Origin of the sequence: Azorhizobium caulinodans ORS 571 (assembly GCF_000010525.1) — a bacterium.
Classification (GTDB): domain Bacteria; phylum Pseudomonadota; class Alphaproteobacteria; order Rhizobiales; family Xanthobacteraceae; genus Azorhizobium; species Azorhizobium caulinodans.
In genome coordinates, this window is record NC_009937.1 from 4712402 (window position 1) to 4729882 (window position 17481).

Annotated in this window: 21 protein-coding genes; 11 read left to right on the forward strand and 10 right to left on the reverse strand. The window is 68.3% G+C overall.

The annotated features are described in order from the left end of the window. Positions 1–251: 251 nt before the first annotated feature. The 9 genes from AZC_RS21195 to obgE all read right to left on the reverse strand — a co-directional run bounded on the left by AZC_RS21195 (position 252) and on the right by obgE (position 8645). The gene (locus tag AZC_RS21195) at positions 252–1601 is read right to left on the reverse strand and encodes a S41 family peptidase (protein ID WP_043879684.1); all 1350 of its coding nucleotides are present in this window, start codon (positions 1599–1601) and stop codon (positions 252–254) included. Then, entirely contained in the window at positions 1598–2887 is a 1290-nt protein-coding gene (locus AZC_RS21200) for a murein hydrolase activator EnvC family protein (protein ID WP_043879685.1), read from the reverse strand. Before AZC_RS21200 ends, AZC_RS21195 begins: the two co-directional genes overlap by 4 nt. Positions 2888–2959: 72 nt before the next feature. Continuing rightward, positions 2960–3442 (reverse strand): 23S rRNA (pseudouridine(1915)-N(3))-methyltransferase RlmH, encoded by a 483-nt coding sequence (gene rlmH, locus AZC_RS21205; RefSeq protein ID WP_012172655.1) that lies wholly within the window; start codon positions 3440–3442, stop codon positions 2960–2962. 42 nt (positions 3443–3484) lie between these two features. Then, positions 3485–3847 carry a ribosome silencing factor gene (gene rsfS, locus AZC_RS21210; protein ID WP_043879686.1) on the reverse strand — a complete coding sequence of 121 codons (363 nt, stop codon included), beginning with the start codon at positions 3845–3847 and terminating at the stop codon, positions 3485–3487. Between the two features lie 131 nt (positions 3848–3978). Next, positions 3979–4638 (reverse strand): nicotinate-nucleotide adenylyltransferase, encoded by a 660-nt coding sequence (locus tag AZC_RS21215; protein ID WP_043879687.1) that lies wholly within the window; start codon positions 4636–4638, stop codon positions 3979–3981. 26 nt (positions 4639–4664) lie between these two features. Beyond that, positions 4665–5978, reverse strand: a complete 1314-nt coding sequence (locus AZC_RS21220) for a glutamate-5-semialdehyde dehydrogenase (RefSeq protein WP_043880593.1) — start codon at positions 5976–5978, stop codon at positions 4665–4667. 120 nt (positions 5979–6098) lie between these two features. Beyond that, positions 6099–7229: a glutamate 5-kinase gene (gene proB, locus AZC_RS21225; RefSeq protein WP_173362983.1), complete on the reverse strand. Its 1131-nt coding sequence runs from the start codon at positions 7227–7229 to the stop codon at positions 6099–6101. 121 nt (positions 7230–7350) lie between these two features. Beyond that, positions 7351–7530, reverse strand: coding sequence for a hypothetical protein (locus AZC_RS21230; protein ID WP_012172660.1), 180 nt, complete (start codon positions 7528–7530; stop codon positions 7351–7353). A gap of 77 nt (positions 7531–7607) precedes the next feature. Beyond that, positions 7608–8645 (reverse strand): GTPase ObgE, encoded by a 1038-nt coding sequence (obgE, locus tag AZC_RS21235; protein ID WP_012172661.1) that lies wholly within the window; start codon positions 8643–8645, stop codon positions 7608–7610. Positions 8646–8812: 167 nt separating this feature from the next. Between obgE and AZC_RS21240 the strand changes: the two genes are divergently transcribed. The 4 genes from AZC_RS21240 to AZC_RS26330 all read left to right on the forward strand — a co-directional run bounded on the left by AZC_RS21240 (position 8813) and on the right by AZC_RS26330 (position 11945). After that, positions 8813–9073: a BrnT family toxin gene (locus tag AZC_RS21240; RefSeq protein WP_012172662.1), complete on the forward strand. Its 261-nt coding sequence runs from the start codon at positions 8813–8815 to the stop codon at positions 9071–9073. Next, positions 9066–9491 (forward strand): BrnA antitoxin family protein, encoded by a 426-nt coding sequence (locus tag AZC_RS24560; protein WP_052286030.1) that lies wholly within the window; start codon positions 9066–9068, stop codon positions 9489–9491. Before AZC_RS21240 ends, AZC_RS24560 begins: the two co-directional genes overlap by 8 nt. Positions 9492–9557: 66 nt before the next feature. Beyond that, a complete protein-coding gene (locus AZC_RS21255; protein ID WP_012172664.1) occupies positions 9558–11732 on the forward strand; it encodes a primosomal protein N' in 2175 nt (724 codons plus the stop codon). Between the two features lie 78 nt (positions 11733–11810). Then, positions 11811–11945, forward strand: coding sequence for a hypothetical protein (locus tag AZC_RS26330; RefSeq protein ID WP_012172665.1), 135 nt, complete (start codon positions 11811–11813; stop codon positions 11943–11945). 24 nt (positions 11946–11969) lie between these two features. On the opposite strand, the gene AZC_RS21260 is transcribed toward AZC_RS26330, so the two are convergent. Continuing rightward, entirely contained in the window at positions 11970–13004 is a 1035-nt protein-coding gene (locus AZC_RS21260) for a c-type cytochrome (RefSeq protein ID WP_043879688.1), read from the reverse strand. Positions 13005–13172: 168 nt separating this feature from the next. On the opposite strand from AZC_RS21260, the gene AZC_RS21265 reads away from it, so the two are divergent. From AZC_RS21265 to AZC_RS26225, 7 genes are all read left to right on the forward strand, one after another. Next, entirely contained in the window at positions 13173–13796 is a 624-nt protein-coding gene (locus tag AZC_RS21265; protein WP_012172667.1) for a 50S ribosomal protein L25/general stress protein Ctc, read from the forward strand. A gap of 26 nt (positions 13797–13822) precedes the next feature. Continuing rightward, the gene (gene pth, locus AZC_RS21270; RefSeq protein WP_012172668.1) at positions 13823–14437 is read left to right on the forward strand and encodes an aminoacyl-tRNA hydrolase; all 615 of its coding nucleotides are present in this window, start codon (positions 13823–13825) and stop codon (positions 14435–14437) included. Between the two features lie 114 nt (positions 14438–14551). Continuing rightward, positions 14552–14854: a ribbon-helix-helix protein, CopG family gene (locus AZC_RS21275; protein WP_148209894.1), complete on the forward strand. Its 303-nt coding sequence runs from the start codon at positions 14552–14554 to the stop codon at positions 14852–14854. After that, positions 14841–15224, forward strand: a complete 384-nt coding sequence (locus tag AZC_RS21280) for a PIN domain-containing protein (RefSeq protein WP_043879689.1) — start codon at positions 14841–14843, stop codon at positions 15222–15224. Before AZC_RS21275 ends, AZC_RS21280 begins: the two co-directional genes overlap by 14 nt. 113 nt (positions 15225–15337) lie before the next feature. Beyond that, positions 15338–16435 (forward strand): redox-regulated ATPase YchF, encoded by a 1098-nt coding sequence (gene ychF, locus AZC_RS21285; protein ID WP_012172670.1) that lies wholly within the window; start codon positions 15338–15340, stop codon positions 16433–16435. A gap of 90 nt (positions 16436–16525) precedes the next feature. Beyond that, positions 16526–16990 (forward strand): MaoC family dehydratase, encoded by a 465-nt coding sequence (locus AZC_RS26220; RefSeq protein ID WP_043879690.1) that lies wholly within the window; start codon positions 16526–16528, stop codon positions 16988–16990. Next, a complete protein-coding gene (locus AZC_RS26225) occupies positions 16987–17463 on the forward strand; it encodes a MaoC family dehydratase (protein ID WP_012172672.1) in 477 nt (158 codons plus the stop codon). Before AZC_RS26220 ends, AZC_RS26225 begins: the two co-directional genes overlap by 4 nt. The last annotated feature ends 18 nt before the right edge of the window (positions 17464–17481 follow it).

Genomic DNA, 17481 nt, shown 5'->3' on the forward strand with positions numbered 1-17481 from the left:
TCTCGTCCAAAAAACAGGCCCAAGCTCACGCATTGGGCAAAAAGCCCACCATCCACGCACCAGAATCCGGCAAGAGACATGGAAAATAGATCAATTCATCTCTGTTTCTGACAGATCGCATTGGAATCTCTGGATTTCCCACCTGCTCCACCATTCCGCGCCTGCCCATTTGGCAGGCAGAAAGCGGGCAGACAAAAGAAAACCCCGCCGCGCAGGGCGCGGCGGGGTTCGGAACGGGAAACCCTGGAAGATCAGTTCGACTGGCTGGTCTTGTTCGGGTTCGGCGGGAAGGCCGCGTTCTTCTGCGTGCCCTCAATGAGCTCCTTGGCCATCTTGAGCTGCGTGTCGTCCTTCGGATCCGGCGGCACGTAGGAGGGTGAACCCGTCTGCTCGTCGTCGCCGTTCTTCAGATGGCCCTTCAGCGAAGCTTCGCCGCGGGTGGTGTCGGCGCCGACGGCTTCCAGCTTCGCCTTCTGCTCGGCGGGCATGTCCTGGATGAGGACGATGTCCGGCTCGATGCCCTTGGCCTGGATGGAGCGGCCAGACGGCGTGTAGTAGCGCGCGGTGGTGAGGCGCAGGGCGCCGTTGCCGCCGAGCGGGATGATGGTCTGCACCGATCCCTTGCCGAAGGAACGCGAGCCGAGGATGGTCGCGCGCTTGTGGTCCTGCAGGGCACCGGCCACGATTTCGGAGGCCGAGGCCGAGCCGCCGTTCACCAGCACGATGATCGGCTTGCCCTTCACGAGGTCGCCGCCACGGGCCGAGAAGCGCTGGGTCTCATCCGCATTGCGGCCGCGGGTCGAGACGATCTCGCCGCGCTCCAGGAAGGCGTCCGACACCGCGATGGCCTGATCGAGCAGGCCGCCGGGGTTGTTGCGCAGGTCGATGATGTAGCCCTTGACCTTGTCCGGACCGATCTGGGCGGTCACGTCCTCGATGCCCTTCTTCAGGTTGTCGTAGGTCTGCTCGTTGAACGAGGTGATGCGCAGGTAGCCGATGTTGCCATCCTCGACGCGGGCGCGCACCGCCTTCACCTTGATGGTGTCGCGCACCACCTTGATCTCGATGGGCTTCTCGGCGCCCTTGCGGACGATGGTCAGGGTGATCGGCGTGTTCACCGCGCCGCGCATCTTCTCGACCGCCTGGTTCAGGGTCAGGCCCTGGACCTGATCGCCGTCGAGCTTGGTGATGATGTCGCCGGCCTGCACGCCGGCCTTGGCGGCCGGGGTGTCGTCGATGGGGGCGATGACCTTCACGAGGCCGTCTTCCATCGTCACCTCGATGCCGAGGCCGCCGAACTCGCCGCGGGTCTGCACCTGCATGTCGCGGAAGCTCTTCGCGTCCATGTAGGAGGAGTGCGGGTCGAGGCTGGTGAGCATGCCGTTGATGGCCGCCTCGATCAGCTTCGCATCGTCCGGCTTCTCCACATAGTCGGAGCGGACGCGCTCGAACACGTCACCGAAGAGGCTGAGCTGGCGATAGGTGTCGGAAGCCGCCGCTTCGGCGGCAGTTCCAAGGAAGAGGCGCGGTTGCACGGCGGCCACGGCCACCAGCGCACCGGCCGCAACGCCAAGGAGGAAGAGAGACGTACGACGCATTATCCGCGCACCTTCTGACTATCCGTTGCCGCCCACCAGGGGGCGGGGTCGATCGAGATTCCGTCCTTGCGGAATTCCACATACAATTGCGGCTGACCGGAGGCCGTACCTCCGGGCGTGGCCCGCGATACGCTCCCCATCACCGCGACAGGCTCACCAGCAAGGACAAACTGTCCCAGCTCAACGGTGATCCGCTCCATGCCCGCCAGCAGAATATGGTATCCGCCGCCCGCATTGATGATCAAGAGTTGTCCATAGGAGCGGAAGGGCCCCGCATAGACCACCCAGCCGTCCGCCGGAGCCGCCACGGGTGCGCCGGCGCGGGTGGCGAAGGTGATGCCCTTGTCGGTGCCGCCAAGCCCGTCCGAAGCGCCGAAATCCTTGAGCCGCACCCCGGCCACGGGCAATGGCAGCAAGCCTTTGGCCTCGGCGAAGGGGCGCGCGGGCGCGATGCGGGCGGGGTTCAGGGCCGCCACCTCCGTCTTCGCCGGCGGCGCGGGCTTGGCCGCTTCGGAGGCCGCCTTGGCGGCGGGGGCCACCTCGCTTTCGAGCCGGGTCACAAGATCGTGCACATCGCCGGTTGACTTCGCGACGGCCTCCGCCTGCGCCTTCTCCTGCGGAAGCTCCTTATTGTCCTCGGCCACCCGGCGCTGGCGCTCGTCCACATAAGCGGTGAGGCGCCGTCGGTCCTCCTCCATGGAGGTGCGCAGTTCGGCCAACTGGTCGCGGGCCTTGGAGAGATCGCCCCGCAGGCGCGACAGGTCGGCAAGATCGGCCGCCAGCGTCTCCGCCTCCACCCGCATTTCCGGCAGCAGTGCGCCGAGGAGGATGGCCGAGCGCACCGCATCCAGCGCATCGTCCGGCCGCATCAGCAGAGCGGGCGGCGGATTGCGCCCCATGCGCACCAGGGCACCGAGCACGTCCGCCAGCACATCCCGCCGCTTCAGGAGCGACGTGCGGATCTCGGCGGCATTGGTATCCAGCGTGGCGATGCGGCCTTCCAGCTCCGTGATCTTCTGCTCCACGGTGCGCAGGCGGGTGGTGGTGTCCACAAGGAGTTGGTTGAAGCGGGCCCGATCGCCTTTCACCGAATCAAGTTCGGAGCGCACCCGCGCCTGAAACTCGGCGGCACCCTTGATGTCCGCGTTGATGGCATTGGTGTCCACCTGCGGCAGCGGGCGGGGACGCGGCGCGGGCGGCGTCGCCTGCTGCGCGCGCAAGGGCACGCCCGCGACAAGGGTCGCGCAGACGGCAAGGGCGCAAAGAAGCGAGCCGGAACGGGCATCCATGCGACACACTTAAGCGCCTGAAGTTGAGGATCTGTAAACCATATCCTGCCGCCGTCCCCTGCCCCGCTCGCCTCACGCCCGGTGGTAGGGGTGCCCGGCGAGAATGGTGGTGGCGCGATAGACCTGCTCGGCCAGCATGGCGCGGACGATCTGGTGGGGAAAGGTGGCGGCGCCGAAGGCCAGCATGAGGTCGCAGCGGGCGCGCACCGCCTCGCTCAGGCCATCTGCGCCCCCAATGAGGAAGGCGGCTGCCGGACGGCCGCCATCGCGCCCGGTGCGGACGCGTTCGGCAAAGGCTTCGCTGGTGAGATTCTTGCCTCGCGGATCGAGCGCGATCACGTCGGCGCCCTGCGGCAGCGCGCCAAGGATCGCCTGCCCCTCCTCCGCCATCCTGTCTTCGGGACGGCGCGCGGCGGATTCGGACAGTTCGATGGTGTCGAAGCCGGACAGGCCAAGGGCCCGCCCGCCCGCCTTGGCGCGGTCGAGATAGCGCGTCACGAGTTCCCGCTCGGCCCCGGCTTTCAGCCGGCCGACACAGATGAGGAGGACGCGCACCTCAGGCCTGAAACCTTGGTGGCCGAAAACGAACGCGCGCCCTCAGGCGCGCGCGGTTCCGGACCACATCTTCTCGATATTGTAGAAGCTGCGGACTTCGGGCTGGAAGATGTGGACGATGACATCGCCGGCATCGATCAGCACCCAGTCACAGGCTGGCTGCCCTTCGACGCGGATCTGACGCACGCCCGCCGCCTTGAGCGCCTCGATGAGGTGCTCGGCCGTGGCGCCCACGTGCCGCTGGGAGCGGCCGGAGGCAACCACCATGAAGTCGGCGATGGAGGTCTTTCCGCGCAGGTCGATGGTGACGAGATCCTCGGCCTTGTCTTCGTCAAGCCGGGTCACGATGAGCGCGAGGATCTCCTCGGCGTCGAGTTGCGCCTGTGAGATCGGTGCGGCCGCCATAGTCTCTGCGGCCAAGAGAGCCGTCGTGGACAGGGGTCCGGATCCTCTCGGTCAGTTAAACGATCCCCTCGGGCCGACGTGTGCCGAGCCTTGGAACCGCGCCATCAGAATGGCTGTGAATCAAGGAAATTTCAAGGGCGAGGGGGCACCGCCCCCGTGGCATCCGCTGCCGGCATCCGCCGCGCGGCCCTTATCTCCGTGGAGGATATAGGGGATTTCAGTCCGTGAAGGAAGGTCCATGCGGGCGGCGCCATGTCGGCGAGGGCCGCCGCCTTCTCCTCCGGCACGCGGTAGGGCGCAAGCGCCTGCGCGGCGCGCGAGGAGGTCGCGCACAGGCTGTCGCCAAGGCGATCCACAACCGCCATCGGAACGAGGCCCGCCAGCCCCCGCCAGCGCTGCCAGCGGGCGAAATGGGCGAGATTGTCCGCCCCCATGATCCAGACGAAGCGCACCCGCGGCATCCGCTCCACGAGGCGGGAGACCGTCTCGTAGCTGTAGCGCGTACCGAGCGTAGTCTCGACGCCGGTGACGTCGATGAGGGGATGGTGGGCCACATGACGCGCGAACGTCACGCGCTCCTGCACGGACGGCAGGTCCCAGTTGTCCTTGAGCGGATTGCCGGGCGTGACCAGCCACCAGATGCGGTCAAGCTGGAGGCGCTTCAGCGCCAGGAGGCTCGCCGCCCGGTGGGCCGCGTGGGCGGGATTGAAGGTGCCGCCGAACAGGCCGACGCGCAGCCCCGCCGGCGCCATGGGCATGCTGACGGCGTCATGGGCGCTCACCGGTCTCATCGGCGTGCCGATCCGTGGTTCGCAGCTCACGGGCGCGTCTGCCCGTTGCCGTGCACCCGATACTTGAAGGAGGTCAGCTGCTCCGCCCCCACGGGGCCGCGGGCATGCATGCGGCCGGTGGCGATGCCGATTTCAGCACCGAAACCGAACTCGCCGCCATCGGCGAACTGGGTGGAGGCATTGTGCATGACGATGGCCGAATCCACCTCGCGCAGGAAGCGCGCGGCGGCGGCTTCGTCCCTGGTGATGATCGAATCGGTGTGGTGGGAGCCGTGCGTCTCGATGTGATCAATGGCGGCGGCAAGGTCCGGCACCAGCTTCACGGAGATGATGGCGTCCTCATATTCCGTGTCCCAGTCCGCATCGACGGCGGGCTTCACGCGCGGGTCCACCGCCTGCGCCGCCGCATCGCCGCGCACCTCGCAGCCGGCGTCCAGCAGCATTTCCACCAGCGGCTTGAGCTGGGACGCGGCGACCTTCTCGTCCACCAGCAGCGTCTCGGCGGCGCCGCAGATGCCGGTGCGGCGCATCTTGGCGTTCAGGAGCACGGTCTTGGCCATGTCGAGATCGGCGGCGGCATGGACATAGACATGCACGATGCCGTCGAGATGGGCGAAGACGGGCACCCGTGCCTCGCTCTGCACGCGGGCGACGAGCCCCTTGCCGCCGCGCGGCACGATCACGTCGAGATTGCCGTCGAGGCCGCCCAGCATCAGGCCCACCGCCGTGCGATCCGAAAAGGGCACGAACTGCACGCAGTCGGCGGAAAGGCCCGCGTCCACGAGCCCGGCCACGAACGCCTTATGGATGGCTCCGGAGGAGCCGAGGCTGTCGGAGCCGCCGCGCAGGATCACCGCATTGCCGGCCCGCACACACAGCGCCGCCGCATCCGCCGTCACGTTCGGACGGCTCTCATAGATGACGCCGATGACGCCGAGCGGCGTGCGCACACGCTCGATCACAAGACCGTTGGGCCGCGTCCAGCTTTCGGTGACGGCGCCCACGGGATCGGGCAGGCCGGCCACCATTTCGACGCCGGCGGCGATGGCCTCGATGCGGCTCTCGGTGAGGGCGAGGCGGTCCTGGAAGGCGCCGCTCATGCCGTCCGCCCTGGCGCGGGCCATGTCGTCGGCATTGGCGGCGAGAATCTCGGGGGTCGCGGCGCGGATGCGCGCGGCGGCGGCCTTCAGGGCCGCCGTCTTCTGCTCGGCCGGGGCCAAGGCCAGCGTGCGCGCAGCGGCGCGGGCGGCGCGCCCCATCTGCGACAGGACGGCCGGCACGTCCACGGGCGCGGCGCTTCCGGCGCTGGCGGCCACGGAGAGACGGGCGGCATGGGGCATGGCCATGGCGAAACTCTCTAACGTTCCCTCGACCCGGCCTGTGAACAGCCGGCTACGGCATCCTTAGCATGTGGGGCGCGACGCTCACAGGCCCGGAAAGCGATTGGAATTCTTATCGGTTCATTCCGCCCCGAGGGCCATGTCGTCGCGGTGGACCATCTCGGCCCGGCCGGGCAGGCCAAGCAGCGCCTCGATTTCCGCCGTCGAGCGTCCCCGGATGCGCTCGGCATGGTCGTGGTCATAGGCGACGAGACCCCGGCCGATCTCGCTGCCGTCCGGCCCGCGCAGCAGCACCGCATCGCCGCGCTCGAACTGGCCTTCCACCCGCACGACGCCCGCCGGCAGCAGGCTGGCGCCCCGGCGCAGCGCGGCCACCGCGCCGTCGTCCAGATGCAGCACGCCCCGCGCCTCCAGCGTGCCGGCGATCCATGCCTTGCGGGCGCGGGCGGGGGTGGCGCCGGCGAGGAACCAGGTGCAGCGCCCGCCTTCCGCGATGCGCTTCAGCGGGTTCTTCAGATGGCCGGAGGCGATCACCATGTGGGTGCCGGCGGAGGTGGCGATCTTGCCCGCCTCGATCTTGGTGCGCATGCCGCCGCGCGAGAGTTCCGAGCCCGCGGCACCCGCCATGCTCTCAATCTCGCCGGTGATGCGCGGCACCACGGGGATGTGGGTCGCGTTCGGATCCTGCGCCGGCGGCGCGGTGTAGAGGCCGTCGATGTCGGACAGGAGGATCAGCAGGTCGGCGCTCGCCATGGTGGCGACGCGGGCGGCCAAGCGGTCATTGTCGCCATAGCGGATCTCGCTGGTGGCCACCGTGTCATTCTCGTTGATGACCGGCACGGCGCGATATTCCAGCAGCTTGGCGAGCGTCGAGCGGGCGTTGAGATAGCGCCGCCGCTCCTCCGTATCGCCCAGCGTGAGCAGCACCTGGCCGGCGGTGATGTCCTCATGGCCGAGGATTTCCGCCCAGGTGCGGGCCAGCGCGATCTGGCCCACGGCGGCGGCGGCCTGGCTGTCCTCCAGCTTCAGCGGCCCGCGCGGCAGGTGCAGCACCGTGCGCCCGAGCGCGATGGCACCGGAGGAGACCACCAGCACATCGGCGCCTCGCGCATGCAGTGTGCCGATGTCTTCCGCAAGCGAGGTGAGCCACGGCAGGCGCACTTTGCCCTTGGCCTGATCCACGAGGAGGGCCGAGCCCACCTTGATGACGATGCGGCGGAAATCGGAAAGGGCGGGTGCGGCGTTGCTCACGGATCGGGATCTTCGCTTGGGCGCGCGCCGGAGCGGCACCGCCCCGATGCCGCGTCTGTTCGGCTGAGGCGGCTTCGATAACCCAAGCGAGGCCGCGGGAACAGGGGGCGCGGCCTTTCGCTCAGCGCAGCTTCTCGATGGTGAGCTTGTCCAGCTTGGCGCGGATCTTCACCGACTCTTCGCTGCGGGTCAGCCCCTGCGCGATGGCCTTCAGGGACATGCCCTTCTTGGCCATGGTGTGCAGCTTCTGGATTTCCTCATAGGTCCAGGGCTGCTTGTGCCGTTCGAACCGCTCACCCATGGCATGCTCCTCCCGCGTGCGCGCCGGAACCGTCCCCCGATGGGCACGGTCCGTCCGGCAGCGGAGCGTTCAGCGGCTCAGATGGGCCGCCACTCGGTCTTGCGCGCCTCGGCCACCTCGGCCTCGCGCCCCTCGTCGATGACGGCGAGCAGCGCGCGCAGCGCCTCGGGCACGCCCTTGCCCGACTGGGACGAGAGCAGCAGCGGCTTCTTCTTCGCCGCCCGCTGGAGGCGCTCCTTCTGCTGCTTCAGGAGTTCGGGCGTGAGGGAGTCGATCTTGGACAAGGCCACGATCTCCACCCGGTCCTCCAGCCCGCCGCCATAGGCCACCAGTTCCTGCCGCACGGTCTTGTAGGCCTTGCCCGCGTGCTCGCAGGTGCCGTCCACCAGATGCAGCAGAACGCGGCAGCGCTCCACATGGCCAAGGAAACGGTCGCCGAGACCCGCGCCCTCATGGGCGCCCTCGATGAGGCCGGGGATGTCCGCCAGCACGAATTCGCGCCCGTCCACCCGCACCACGCCGAGGCCGGGATGCAGGGTGGTGAAGGGATAGTCGGCAATCTTCGGCTTCGCCGCCGTGGTGGCGGCCAGGAACGTGCTCTTGCCGGCATTGGGCAGGCCCACGAGACCGGCGTCCGCGATCAGCTTCAGCCGCAGCCAGATCCACTTCTCCTGCCCCTCAAGGCCCGGATTGGCCCGGCGGGGTGCCTGATTGGTGGAGGTCTTGAACTCGGCATTGCCAAAGCCGCCATTGCCGCCGCTCAGCAGCCGGATGCGCTGGCCGACCTCGGTGAGGTCGGCGAGGATGGTTTCCTCGTCCTCGTCCAGCACCTGCGTGCCCGCGGGCACTCTCAGCACCACGTCGGAGCCCTTGGCGCCGGCGCGGTTCGCGCCCATGCCGTGCTCGCCCTTCTTGGCCTTGAAGTGCTGCTGGTAGCGATAGTCGATCAGGGTGTTGAGGCCGTCCACGCACTCGATCCACACGTCGCCCCCGCGCCCGCCGTTCCCGCCATCGGGACCGCCGAACTCGATGAACTTCTCGCGCCGGAACGAGACGCACCCCGCCCCGCCATCACCGGAGCGCACATAGACCTTGGCCTGATCGAGGAATTTCATGGGGCAGGACGTAGACGCAGGCGTGCGGCAAAGCAAGGGTGGCATTCGGAATGCTCAACCTTCCGCCAGCGCATGACGCTTCGGGCCGCCGCATCCGCGGCGACGCCTTCGCATTTTTGGTACACTAAAATTATTGCCGTCCCCGCCATTATTGGTGTACTTTTATTATGCTCCAGATTGTCTGGGATGAGCCCAAACGGCAGAGCAACCTCCTGAAGCACGGCTTCGATTTCGCCGTGCTGACCGAGGACTTCTTTGCGGCCGCAACCGTCTTTCCCGCGAAGGCCGGACGGATGATGGCGATCGGTGATCTCAACGGCGTGCCGGTGGTGGTTGCCGTGGTGTTCGCGCCGCTCGGATCGGAGGCGCTGTCGGTGATCTCCATGCGCCGCGCCACCGCGAAGGAAAGGGACATGGCCCATGTCTGACCGGAAATGGCCGAGCTTCGTGACGCGCGACCTTGGCGACAGCGCCGAAGACGACGCGGAGATGCTGCGCCGCTGGGAAGCCTATAACAAAGAGATGCAGACCCTGATCGCCGCAGGTGGCGTCCATCAGGATGAAGATGGCTGGTGGGTGGTCGATGCCACGGGTGAGTTGATCGGCCCCGACCCCGAGGACGAGCGCCCCCGCACCGAGACCGAGCTGGCGCTGGCACGCCCCTTCGCCGAGGCGCTGCCGGAGTTGGTGGAGAGCATCAAGCGCGGGCGGGGCCGCCCGAAGGTCGATAGCCCCAAGCAGGCGGTGACGCTGCGCCTCTCCCCCGAAACCATCGAGCGCTTCAGGAAAACCGGCAAGGACTGGCGGACGCGGATGAGCGAAGCGCTCGACAAGGCGGTCTCCTGAGCCTGCGCCCGGCCCGCGTCGCGGCGCCCCTTTGACCTTTGCGCGCGGCCGGACCAAAAGAGGAACATGACTGCCGCCACCGTCGATGTCCTGCTGCCGCTCGGGCTCGACGTCCCTTATTCCTATCTTGTGCCCGACGGCCTTGAGCTCGCGCCCGGCGACCTCGTGGCCGTGCCCCTCGGCTCGCGCCTGGTGGTCGGCTGCGTGTGGCCGCGCGGGGCCGAGGCCCCGGCTCCCGTGGACACCTCCAAGCTGAAGGCGGTGCGCAAGAAGCTGGATCACCGCCCGCTGCCGCCGGACCTGCTCCAGCTCATCGACTGGATGGCGGACTATACATTGGCGCCGCGCGGCATGGTGCTGCGCATGGCCCTGCGCCATGAGGAGAACCCGAGTCCGGCGCGCGAGCGGGTGGGCGTGCGCGCCACCGGCCATGTGCCCGAGCGCCTCACCGCCGCCCGCAAGCGCCTCATCGAGGTGATGGCCGATGGCTTCGTCCGCGCCAAGACCGATGCCGCCCGCGAGGCCGGCGTCTCACCTTCGGTGGTGGACGGGCTCGTGGACGAAGGCGCGCTCGAAACCCTCGTCCTGCCACCGGCCCCCGCCGCCGAAACGCCCGACCCGGACCATGCCGCCCCCACCTTGAGCGAACCGCAGGCGCAAGCCGCCAACGCCATCATCGCGGCGGTGCAGGCGAAAGCCTTCTCCGTGCATCTGCTGGACGGCGTCACCGGCTCGGGCAAGACGGAGGTCTATTTCGAGGCCGTGGCGGAAGCGGTGCGGGAAGGGCGGCAGGCGCTGATCCTGCTGCCTGAAATCGCCCTCACCCAGGCCTTCATCGACCGCTTCACCCGCCGCTTTGGCGTGGCGCCTGCGGAATGGCATTCGGGCGTCTCCACCCGCCGCCGGGGCCGCATCCTGCGTGGGGTGGCGGATGGCGACGTGCAGGTGGTGGCCGGTGCGCGCTCGGCCCTGTTTCTGCCGTTCCAGGATCTCGCGCTCACCATCGTCGATGAGGAGCATGATCCCGCCTACAAGCAGGAGGACGGCGTCACCTATCACGCGCGCGACATGGCGGTGGTGCGTTCCCGCTTCTGCCGCTCGCCCATCGTGCTCACGTCGGCAACGCCCTCCATCGAGACCGAGGTGAATGCCCGGCGCGGGCGCTACAATCGCCTGTCCCTGCCGCTGCGCTTCGGCGGCGCCAAGGTGCCGGGGCTGTCGCCCATCGACCTGCGCAAGGACATGCCGCCACGCGGGCGCTGGATCGCGCCGCGCCTGCAATCGGAGATCGCCCAGACGCTGGAGGATGGCGGGCAGGCGCTGCTGTTCCTCAACCGGCGCGGCTATGCCCCGCTCACCTTGTGCCGCTCCTGCGGGCACCGGATGCGCTGCCCCTCCTGCTCGGCCTGGCTGGTGGAGCACCGCTTCCGCCGCCGCCTCTCCTGCCACCATTGCGGCTATCAGGCCCCGGTGCCGGAATGCTGCCCCGCCTGCGGCGCCAAGGATGCCATGATCCCCTGCGGCCCCGGCGTCGAACGCTTGCAGGAAGAGGTGCAGGCCCTCTTTCCCGAGGCGCGCAGCCTCGTGCTCTCCTCGGACATCGGCGGCATCGAGCGCATGCGCGCGGAGCTGGAGGCGGTGGCAAACGGCGAGGTGGATGTGGTGGTGGGCACCCAGCTCGTCGCCAAGGGGCACAATTTCCCCGGCCTTGCTCTGGTGGGCGTGGTGGATGCGGACGTGGGCCTCGGCCATGGCGACCCGCGCGCCGCCGAGCGCACTTTCCAGCTTGTGCATCAGGTGGCCGGGCGCGCCGGGCGCGGGGCAACGGAAGGGCGTGGCTTCATCCAGACCCACATGCCCGATCATCCGGTGATGCAGGCGCTGGTGAAAGGCGACCGCGCCGCCTTCTATGAAACCGAGATCGCCGCCCGCGAGGAGGCCCACCTGCCGCCCTTCGGCCGGATGGCGAGCCTCATCGTGTCCGCCAATGAGGGGCCGGCGGCGGAAGCCCATGCGCGCCGGCTCGCCGCCAGCGCGCCGCGCGTGGAGGGGGTGCGGGTGCTCGGCCCGGCGGAAGCCCCGCTTGCCGTGCTGCGTGGCCGCCACCGCTGGCGCCTTCTGGTGCGCGCGCCCCGCGCCTTCGACCTCTCCGCTTATCTGCGCGGCTGGCGGTCGGTGGCGCCGCGGCCCACCGGCAACACCAAGGTCAGCATCGACGTGGACCCCATGACCTTCCTTTAGGTTGCAGGGGATAAGGGGCTTTCATCCGCCGGTGAGCTTGGCTAGCGTCCCCGCCGAACGCGAGCAGAAGAGGGCTCCATGCGGGTGATGATGCGTCTGGCCGTGATCGCGGCTCTCGGCCTTTCGGTGTCGGGCTGCGACAAGTGCGGCGACTATTTCTGGCAGAAAACCGGACCGGCCAAGACCTGCTCGGCCGGCCCCAAGGCCATGTGATGTCCCTTAGGCGGCAGCCCGGCCTCAATCGTTGGGGTTGGGCACGCTACCTTTCTCCGCCTTGAGCCTGGCGATGGCGGCGCGGATGGGGGCATAGGGCCCGTATTTGTGCTGCGCCTCGGTGAAGCCGTCCGCATAGGGGCCATAGGCGGCATCGATGGGCTTCAGCAGCAGATCCGGGAAGTCCTTGGCGGTCCCGGCCCGCTTCGGGCGCGGCTGGGACAGCACGAAGGCGCCCACGTCCCATGCCTCGTCCGGCGTCAGCTGCGGCATCACCCAGCTCGTGCCGTTGGGCATGTTGTTGTGGACGAAGTTCGCCATGTTGCCGAGCCGGGCAAGGCCGGCGCCGTCATTGAAGCTGTCCGGTCCCCAGAGCGGGGGCACCGCATAGCCGAAGCTTGCATCGACGGGATTGTGCCGCACGCCGAGACCGTCCGGCCGATGGCATTCAGCGCATTCGCGCGCATAGATGGCCATGCCCCGCGCCGGGTCCGCCGCCCTTGGCAGCTCCGGCATGGCGCCCGCGCCGCCACCGGAGATCTTGGCATCGCGCGGGATGTTGGTGGCAAGCACGGTGAGATAGGCCACCAGCGCCTGCATGGGGCGGGCGTCCGCCGGCATGGGGCGGCCGTTCATGCTGCGGGTCATGCAGCTGTTGAGACGGTCGACGAGGCTCGCCACCTCGCCGCTGCGGGTGCTGTAGGCGGGGTAATCGGCCGAGGCCGCCACGAGAGGCAGGCCGAATTTCTTGAGACCGGCATCGAGATGGCAGTCGGCGCAGGCGAGATTGTTGCCCGCATAGCGCTGGGCGGCATCGGGCGCCGCCGGCCCGATATGGGCGGGGGTGGCAACCAGAACCGAACGGCCATAGCGCACGAGGCGGCCGAACTCGTCATCGGGCAGGCGATCCACCTGCGGCACGTCCCACAAACGCACCTTCTCGCCTGCCGACGGACCTTCCTGCGCCTCCGCGCGCGATCCGGCGACGGCACCCGCCAGCGCGGCGGCCAGCCCCAGGACGCGGAGCGGCCCTGAAAATACCCCCGAGAACACCCCCATGATCTCCCTCAGTCCTTCTGTTTGTTGCCTTTCCGGCCCAACGCGGCTATAAGCCCGCCTTCCCGTCAGACATGCGCCCCCCTGGAGGCGTGCCGGACAGGAAAGCCGGACGGCCGCGCGAGCGGCCGTTGGCTGTTTTAGAACCAGTCTCAATCAAGGACGAGTGCCATGACCGCCATCAAGGAACTGAAGGCTGTGGCGCGCGCGCGAGGCGGCAAGGGGGCCGCTCGTGCAGAGCGCCGTGCCGGACGCGTGCCCGCCGTGATCTACGGTGAGAAGCAGGAGCCTGTGACCATTTCGCTGGGTCACAAGGAAATCACCCGCATCATCTATGCGGGCCACTTCCTCACCACCCTGTTCGAGATCGACGTGGACGGTGTGAAGCACCGTGTCATCCCGCGCGACTACCAGCTCGACCCGGTGAAGGATCTGCCGCTGCACGTGGACTTCCTGCGCGTTTCGCAGGGCGCCAGCGTCACCGTCGAAGTGCCGGTGCACTTCGAGAACCAGGACAAGGCGCCCGGCCTCAAGAGCGGCGGCACCCTCAACGTCGTCGCCCATGCGGTGGCGCTCGAGTGCCCGGCCGAGGCCATTCCGGATCACGTCGTGGCCGACCTGACGGGCCTCGAGATCGGCGACAGCCTGCACCTCTCCAAGGTGAAGCTGCCGGCCGGCGTCTCCTCCGCCGTGACCGGCGACGACACGCTGGCGACCATCGTGGCCCCCTCGGGCCTCAAGGAAGCCGAGGCTGACGAGGCGGCTGCCGCCGCCGCTGCGGCCGCCAAGGCCTGACGCCGCTTCGGGCCGGAGGGTCATCCGTGTTCCTGTTCGCAGGCCTCGGCAACCCCGGCCCGAAATATGCCGGCAACCGGCACAATATCGGCTTCATGGCGGTGGACGCGATCGTCCGCCGCCATCGCCTGTCTCCCTGGCGCCGGCGCTTTCAGGGCGCGGTGAGCGAAGGCGAGATCGCCGGCGAGAAGGTGCTGGCCCTGCTGCCGGAAACCTTCATGAACGAGAGCGGCCGCGCCGTCGCGGAAGCCGCCAAGTTCTACAAGATCCCGCTCGAGAACATCTTCGTCTTCCATGACGAGCTCGACCTGCCCCCGGCCAAGATCCGGGTGAAGAAGGGCGGCGGCAATGCCGGCCACAATGGCCTGCGCTCCATCACGGCCCAGTGCGGCAACGACTATTGGCGTGTGCGCCTCGGCATCGGCCATCCCGGCGACAAGTCGCTCGTCCATTCCTACGTGCTGAACGATTTCGGCAAGGCCGAGCGGGAGTGGGTGGAGGCCGTGAACACGGCCTGCGCCGATTTCGCCCCCGCCCTCATCGGCGGCAAGGCCGAGGACTTCCAGAACCGCGCCCATCTCTTCCTGGAAGCGCAGGGCTTCACCGATGTGAAGCCGCTCGGGGGCGCCCGCGCCTCGTGACCTGCGCCGCGACGCAGCACGTGACCTTTCTCCCCCTTGACCGCACCGCACAATGAAGGAAGGTATGGCCGCGCGTGGCAGCCTTTGCGGAAGCCGCGCGGCTGGGGCTCCTTCATGAAAAACGTGACCATCACGCTGTCCGACGACCTCTTGGCGCGCGTGCGCCTTGCCGCGGCGCGCGAGGGCAAGAGCCAGTCCAAATTCATCGCCGACCATCTCAGCCGTGCCCTTGGCGGCCATGTCGATCCGCTGATCCCCTTCGACCGCTGGCTCGCGGCCCCCGGATGGGACGCCCGGGACGGCGCCCTGCCGATGCGCGAGGACGTCCATGACCGTGCGGTGCTTCGTGGATACGAACGTGCTGATCCATCTGCACGACAGGAGCGAGGCGCAGAAGCGCGCCTTGACGAAGCATAGCCTGCGCTCCATCCGCCGGAACGGCGAGCTCGTGGTGTCGCCGCAGGTGGTGAGCGAGTTCTATGCGCTCGCCGCCGAGCGCTTTCCCTATACGCCGCGCGAGACGGTGCGCGACTTCCTGCGCGATCTCCTGCCCGCCTGCCGCTCGGAAGGCATGGGCGAACTGCTCGCCACCGCCTGGCGGCTGGAAGACCGCTACCGCCTCTCCCCCTGGGACTGCCTGATGGCGGCGGCCGCCGTCTGTGCCGACTGCCGGCTGCTCGTCACCGAGGCCTTGCCGGACGGCAGCGAGGTGGACCGCACGCGGGTGGTGAACCCCTTCCTTACCGACATCGAGACGGTGTTCGCCGGGCTGAAGGAGCGCGGATAGGGCGCCGCCCGGGGCAGGAAATCGCCGGCCGCGCTTAACAAACGCCCGCGCGGCCTTTATGGATCGCGCCAACACCCGACGACCTCAAGCTTCTCAAGGACGATCGCGCAGCCATGGGCTTCAAATGCGGCATCGTGGGCCTGCCCAACGTGGGCAAGTCCACCCTCTTCAACGCCCTCACCCAGACCGCCGCGGCCCAGGCCGCCAACTATCCCTTCTGCACCATCGAGCCCAATGTGGGCGACGTGGCCGTGCCCGATCCGCGCCTCACCGCGCTCGCCGAGATCGCCGGCTCGGGGCAGATCATCCCGACGCGCCTCACCTTCGTGGACATCGCCGGCCTCGTGCGCGGCGCCTCCAAGGGCGAGGGCCTCGGCAACCAGTTCCTCGCCAACATCCGCGAGTGCGACGCCATCGCCCATGTGGTGCGCTGCTTCGAGGACGGCGACGTGACCCATGTGGAGGGCAAGGTCTCTCCCGTGGACGATATCGAGACCATCGAGACCGAGCTGATGCTCGCTGATCTCGAAAGCCTCGAGAAGCGTGCCGCCGCGCTGGAGAAGAAGGCCCGCACCCTCGACAAGGAAGGCAAGGACACGCTGGACCTAATGCAGCGCGCCCTCGTGCTGCTGCGCGACGGCAAGCCGGCCCGCCTCGTGGACGTGAAGCCCGAGGAGCGCAAGCTCTTCGATATGCTCGGCATGATGACCGCCAAGCCCGTGCTCTATGTCTGCAACGTCGAGGAAGCCTCGGCCAAGGACGGCAATGCCCTCTCCGCGCAGGTGTTCGAGCGTGCCAAGGCGGAAGGCGCCAAGGCGGTGGTGGTCTCTGCCAAGATCGAGAGCGAGATCGCCATCCTCCCCGAGGAGGAGCAGCGCGAGTATCTGGAAGCCATCGACCTCGACGAGCCGGGCCTCAACCGCGTGATCCGCGCCGGCTACGACCTGCTCGATCTTGCGACCTATTTCACCGTCGGCCCCAAGGAAGCCCGCGCCTGGACCATCACCAAGGGCACCAAGGCCCCGGCGGCGGCGGGCGTGATCCACTCGGACTTCGAGAAGGGCTTCATCCGCGCCGAAACCATCGCTTATGCGGACTACATCCAGCACAAGGGCGAGAGCGGCGCGCGCGAAGCCGGGCGCCTGCGCCTGGAAGGCAAGGAATATGTGGTGCAGGACGGCGACGTGCTGCACTTCCGTTTCGCCAACTGAGTATCTGCTCTGTCCGGGCCGGATATCCACCGGCCCGGCTTGACCTTCTGCCCGGCAGCGTCTGAGATCGCGGGAAAGCTGGAGGAAGGAATGCCCGATATCTATTGGGAAGACTTCGTGCAGGGCGACGTGAAGACGTTCGGCTCGCACGAAGTGACGGCGGAGGAAATCACATCCTTCGCCCGCGAGTTCGATCCCCAGCCCATGCATCTCGATCCGGCGGCCGGCGCCGCCTCGATGCTCGGCGGCCTTGCCGCCTCCGGCTGGCACTCCTGCGCCATCATCATGCGCCTCATCTGCGACGGCTTCCTGCTGCGGTCCGCCGGCATGGGCTCGCCCGGCGTGCAGGAGACGAAATGGCTGGAGCCGGTGCGCCCCGGCGACGTTCTGACGCTCCGCCGCACCGTGCTGGAAAGCCGCAGTTCCAAGAGCCGGCCGGACATGGGCCTCGTGACCTTCCGGTTCGAGCTTCTCAAGGACAAGAAGACCGTCGCCGTGGACCAGACCGTGGTCATCATGTTCGCGCGGCGCAATCCGGGGGCGCGACTGGCATGAAATTCTTCGAGGATTGCGAGATCGGCAGCCGGCTCGTGCTGGGCAGCCACACCTTCACCCGCGAGGCGATCATCGATTTCGCCCAGAAATACGACCCCCAGCCGTTCCATCTCGATGACGAGGCGGCCAAGCGCAGCCATTTCGGTGCGCTCTGCGCCTCCGGCTGGCATACGGCCGCGCAGTGGATGCGCGCCTTCATCGACCGCCAGAAGCGCGATGTGGCGGAAGCCTCCGCCGGGGGAGCGCCGGTCGCCAAGCTCGGCCCCTCGCCCGGCTTCAAGGACCTGCACTGGCTGAAGCCGGTCTATGTGGGCGACACCATCACCTACGCCACAGAGGTGAAGGACAAGCAGACCAGCAAGAGCCGCCCGCAATGGGGCCTGCTCTTCGCCCACAACACGGGCACCAACCAGCATGGCGATCTGGTGCTGGAGTTCGAGAGCGTGGTCTTCGTGGAACGCCGGACGGTCTGAAGGGGCGTTGCAGCAAAC

Coding starts and splice junctions, on each gene's coding strand:
- AZC_RS21200 (WP_043879685.1), bottom strand. CDS start 2,887: ATGGATGCCCGTTCCGGCTCGCTTCTTTGCGCCCTTGCCGTCTGCGCG.
- rsfS (WP_043879686.1), bottom strand. CDS start 3,847: ATGGCGGCCGCACCGATCTCACAGGCGCAACTCGACGCCGAGGAGATC.
- AZC_RS21215 (WP_043879687.1), bottom strand. CDS start 4,638: ATGAGACCGGTGAGCGCCCATGACGCCGTCAGCATGCCCATGGCGCCG.
- AZC_RS21220 (WP_043880593.1), bottom strand. CDS start 5,978: ATGCCCCATGCCGCCCGTCTCTCCGTGGCCGCCAGCGCCGGAAGCGCC.
- AZC_RS21230 (WP_012172660.1), bottom strand. CDS start 7,530: ATGGGTGAGCGGTTCGAACGGCACAAGCAGCCCTGGACCTATGAGGAA.
- obgE (WP_012172661.1), bottom strand. CDS start 8,645: ATGAAATTCCTCGATCAGGCCAAGGTCTATGTGCGCTCCGGTGATGGC.
- AZC_RS21240 (WP_012172662.1), top strand. CDS start 8,813: ATGCTCCAGATTGTCTGGGATGAGCCCAAACGGCAGAGCAACCTCCTG.
- AZC_RS24560 (WP_052286030.1), top strand. CDS start 9,066: ATGTCTGACCGGAAATGGCCGAGCTTCGTGACGCGCGACCTTGGCGAC.
- AZC_RS21255 (WP_012172664.1), top strand. CDS start 9,558: ATGACTGCCGCCACCGTCGATGTCCTGCTGCCGCTCGGGCTCGACGTC.
- AZC_RS26330 (WP_012172665.1), top strand. CDS start 11,811: ATGCGGGTGATGATGCGTCTGGCCGTGATCGCGGCTCTCGGCCTTTCG.
- AZC_RS21260 (WP_043879688.1), bottom strand. CDS start 13,004: ATGGGGGTGTTCTCGGGGGTATTTTCAGGGCCGCTCCGCGTCCTGGGG.
- AZC_RS21265 (WP_012172667.1), top strand. CDS start 13,173: ATGACCGCCATCAAGGAACTGAAGGCTGTGGCGCGCGCGCGAGGCGGC.
- AZC_RS21275 (WP_148209894.1), top strand. CDS start 14,552: ATGAAAAACGTGACCATCACGCTGTCCGACGACCTCTTGGCGCGCGTG.
- ychF (WP_012172670.1), top strand. CDS start 15,338: ATGGGCTTCAAATGCGGCATCGTGGGCCTGCCCAACGTGGGCAAGTCC.
- AZC_RS26220 (WP_043879690.1), top strand. CDS start 16,526: ATGCCCGATATCTATTGGGAAGACTTCGTGCAGGGCGACGTGAAGACG.
- AZC_RS26225 (WP_012172672.1), top strand. CDS start 16,987: ATGAAATTCTTCGAGGATTGCGAGATCGGCAGCCGGCTCGTGCTGGGC.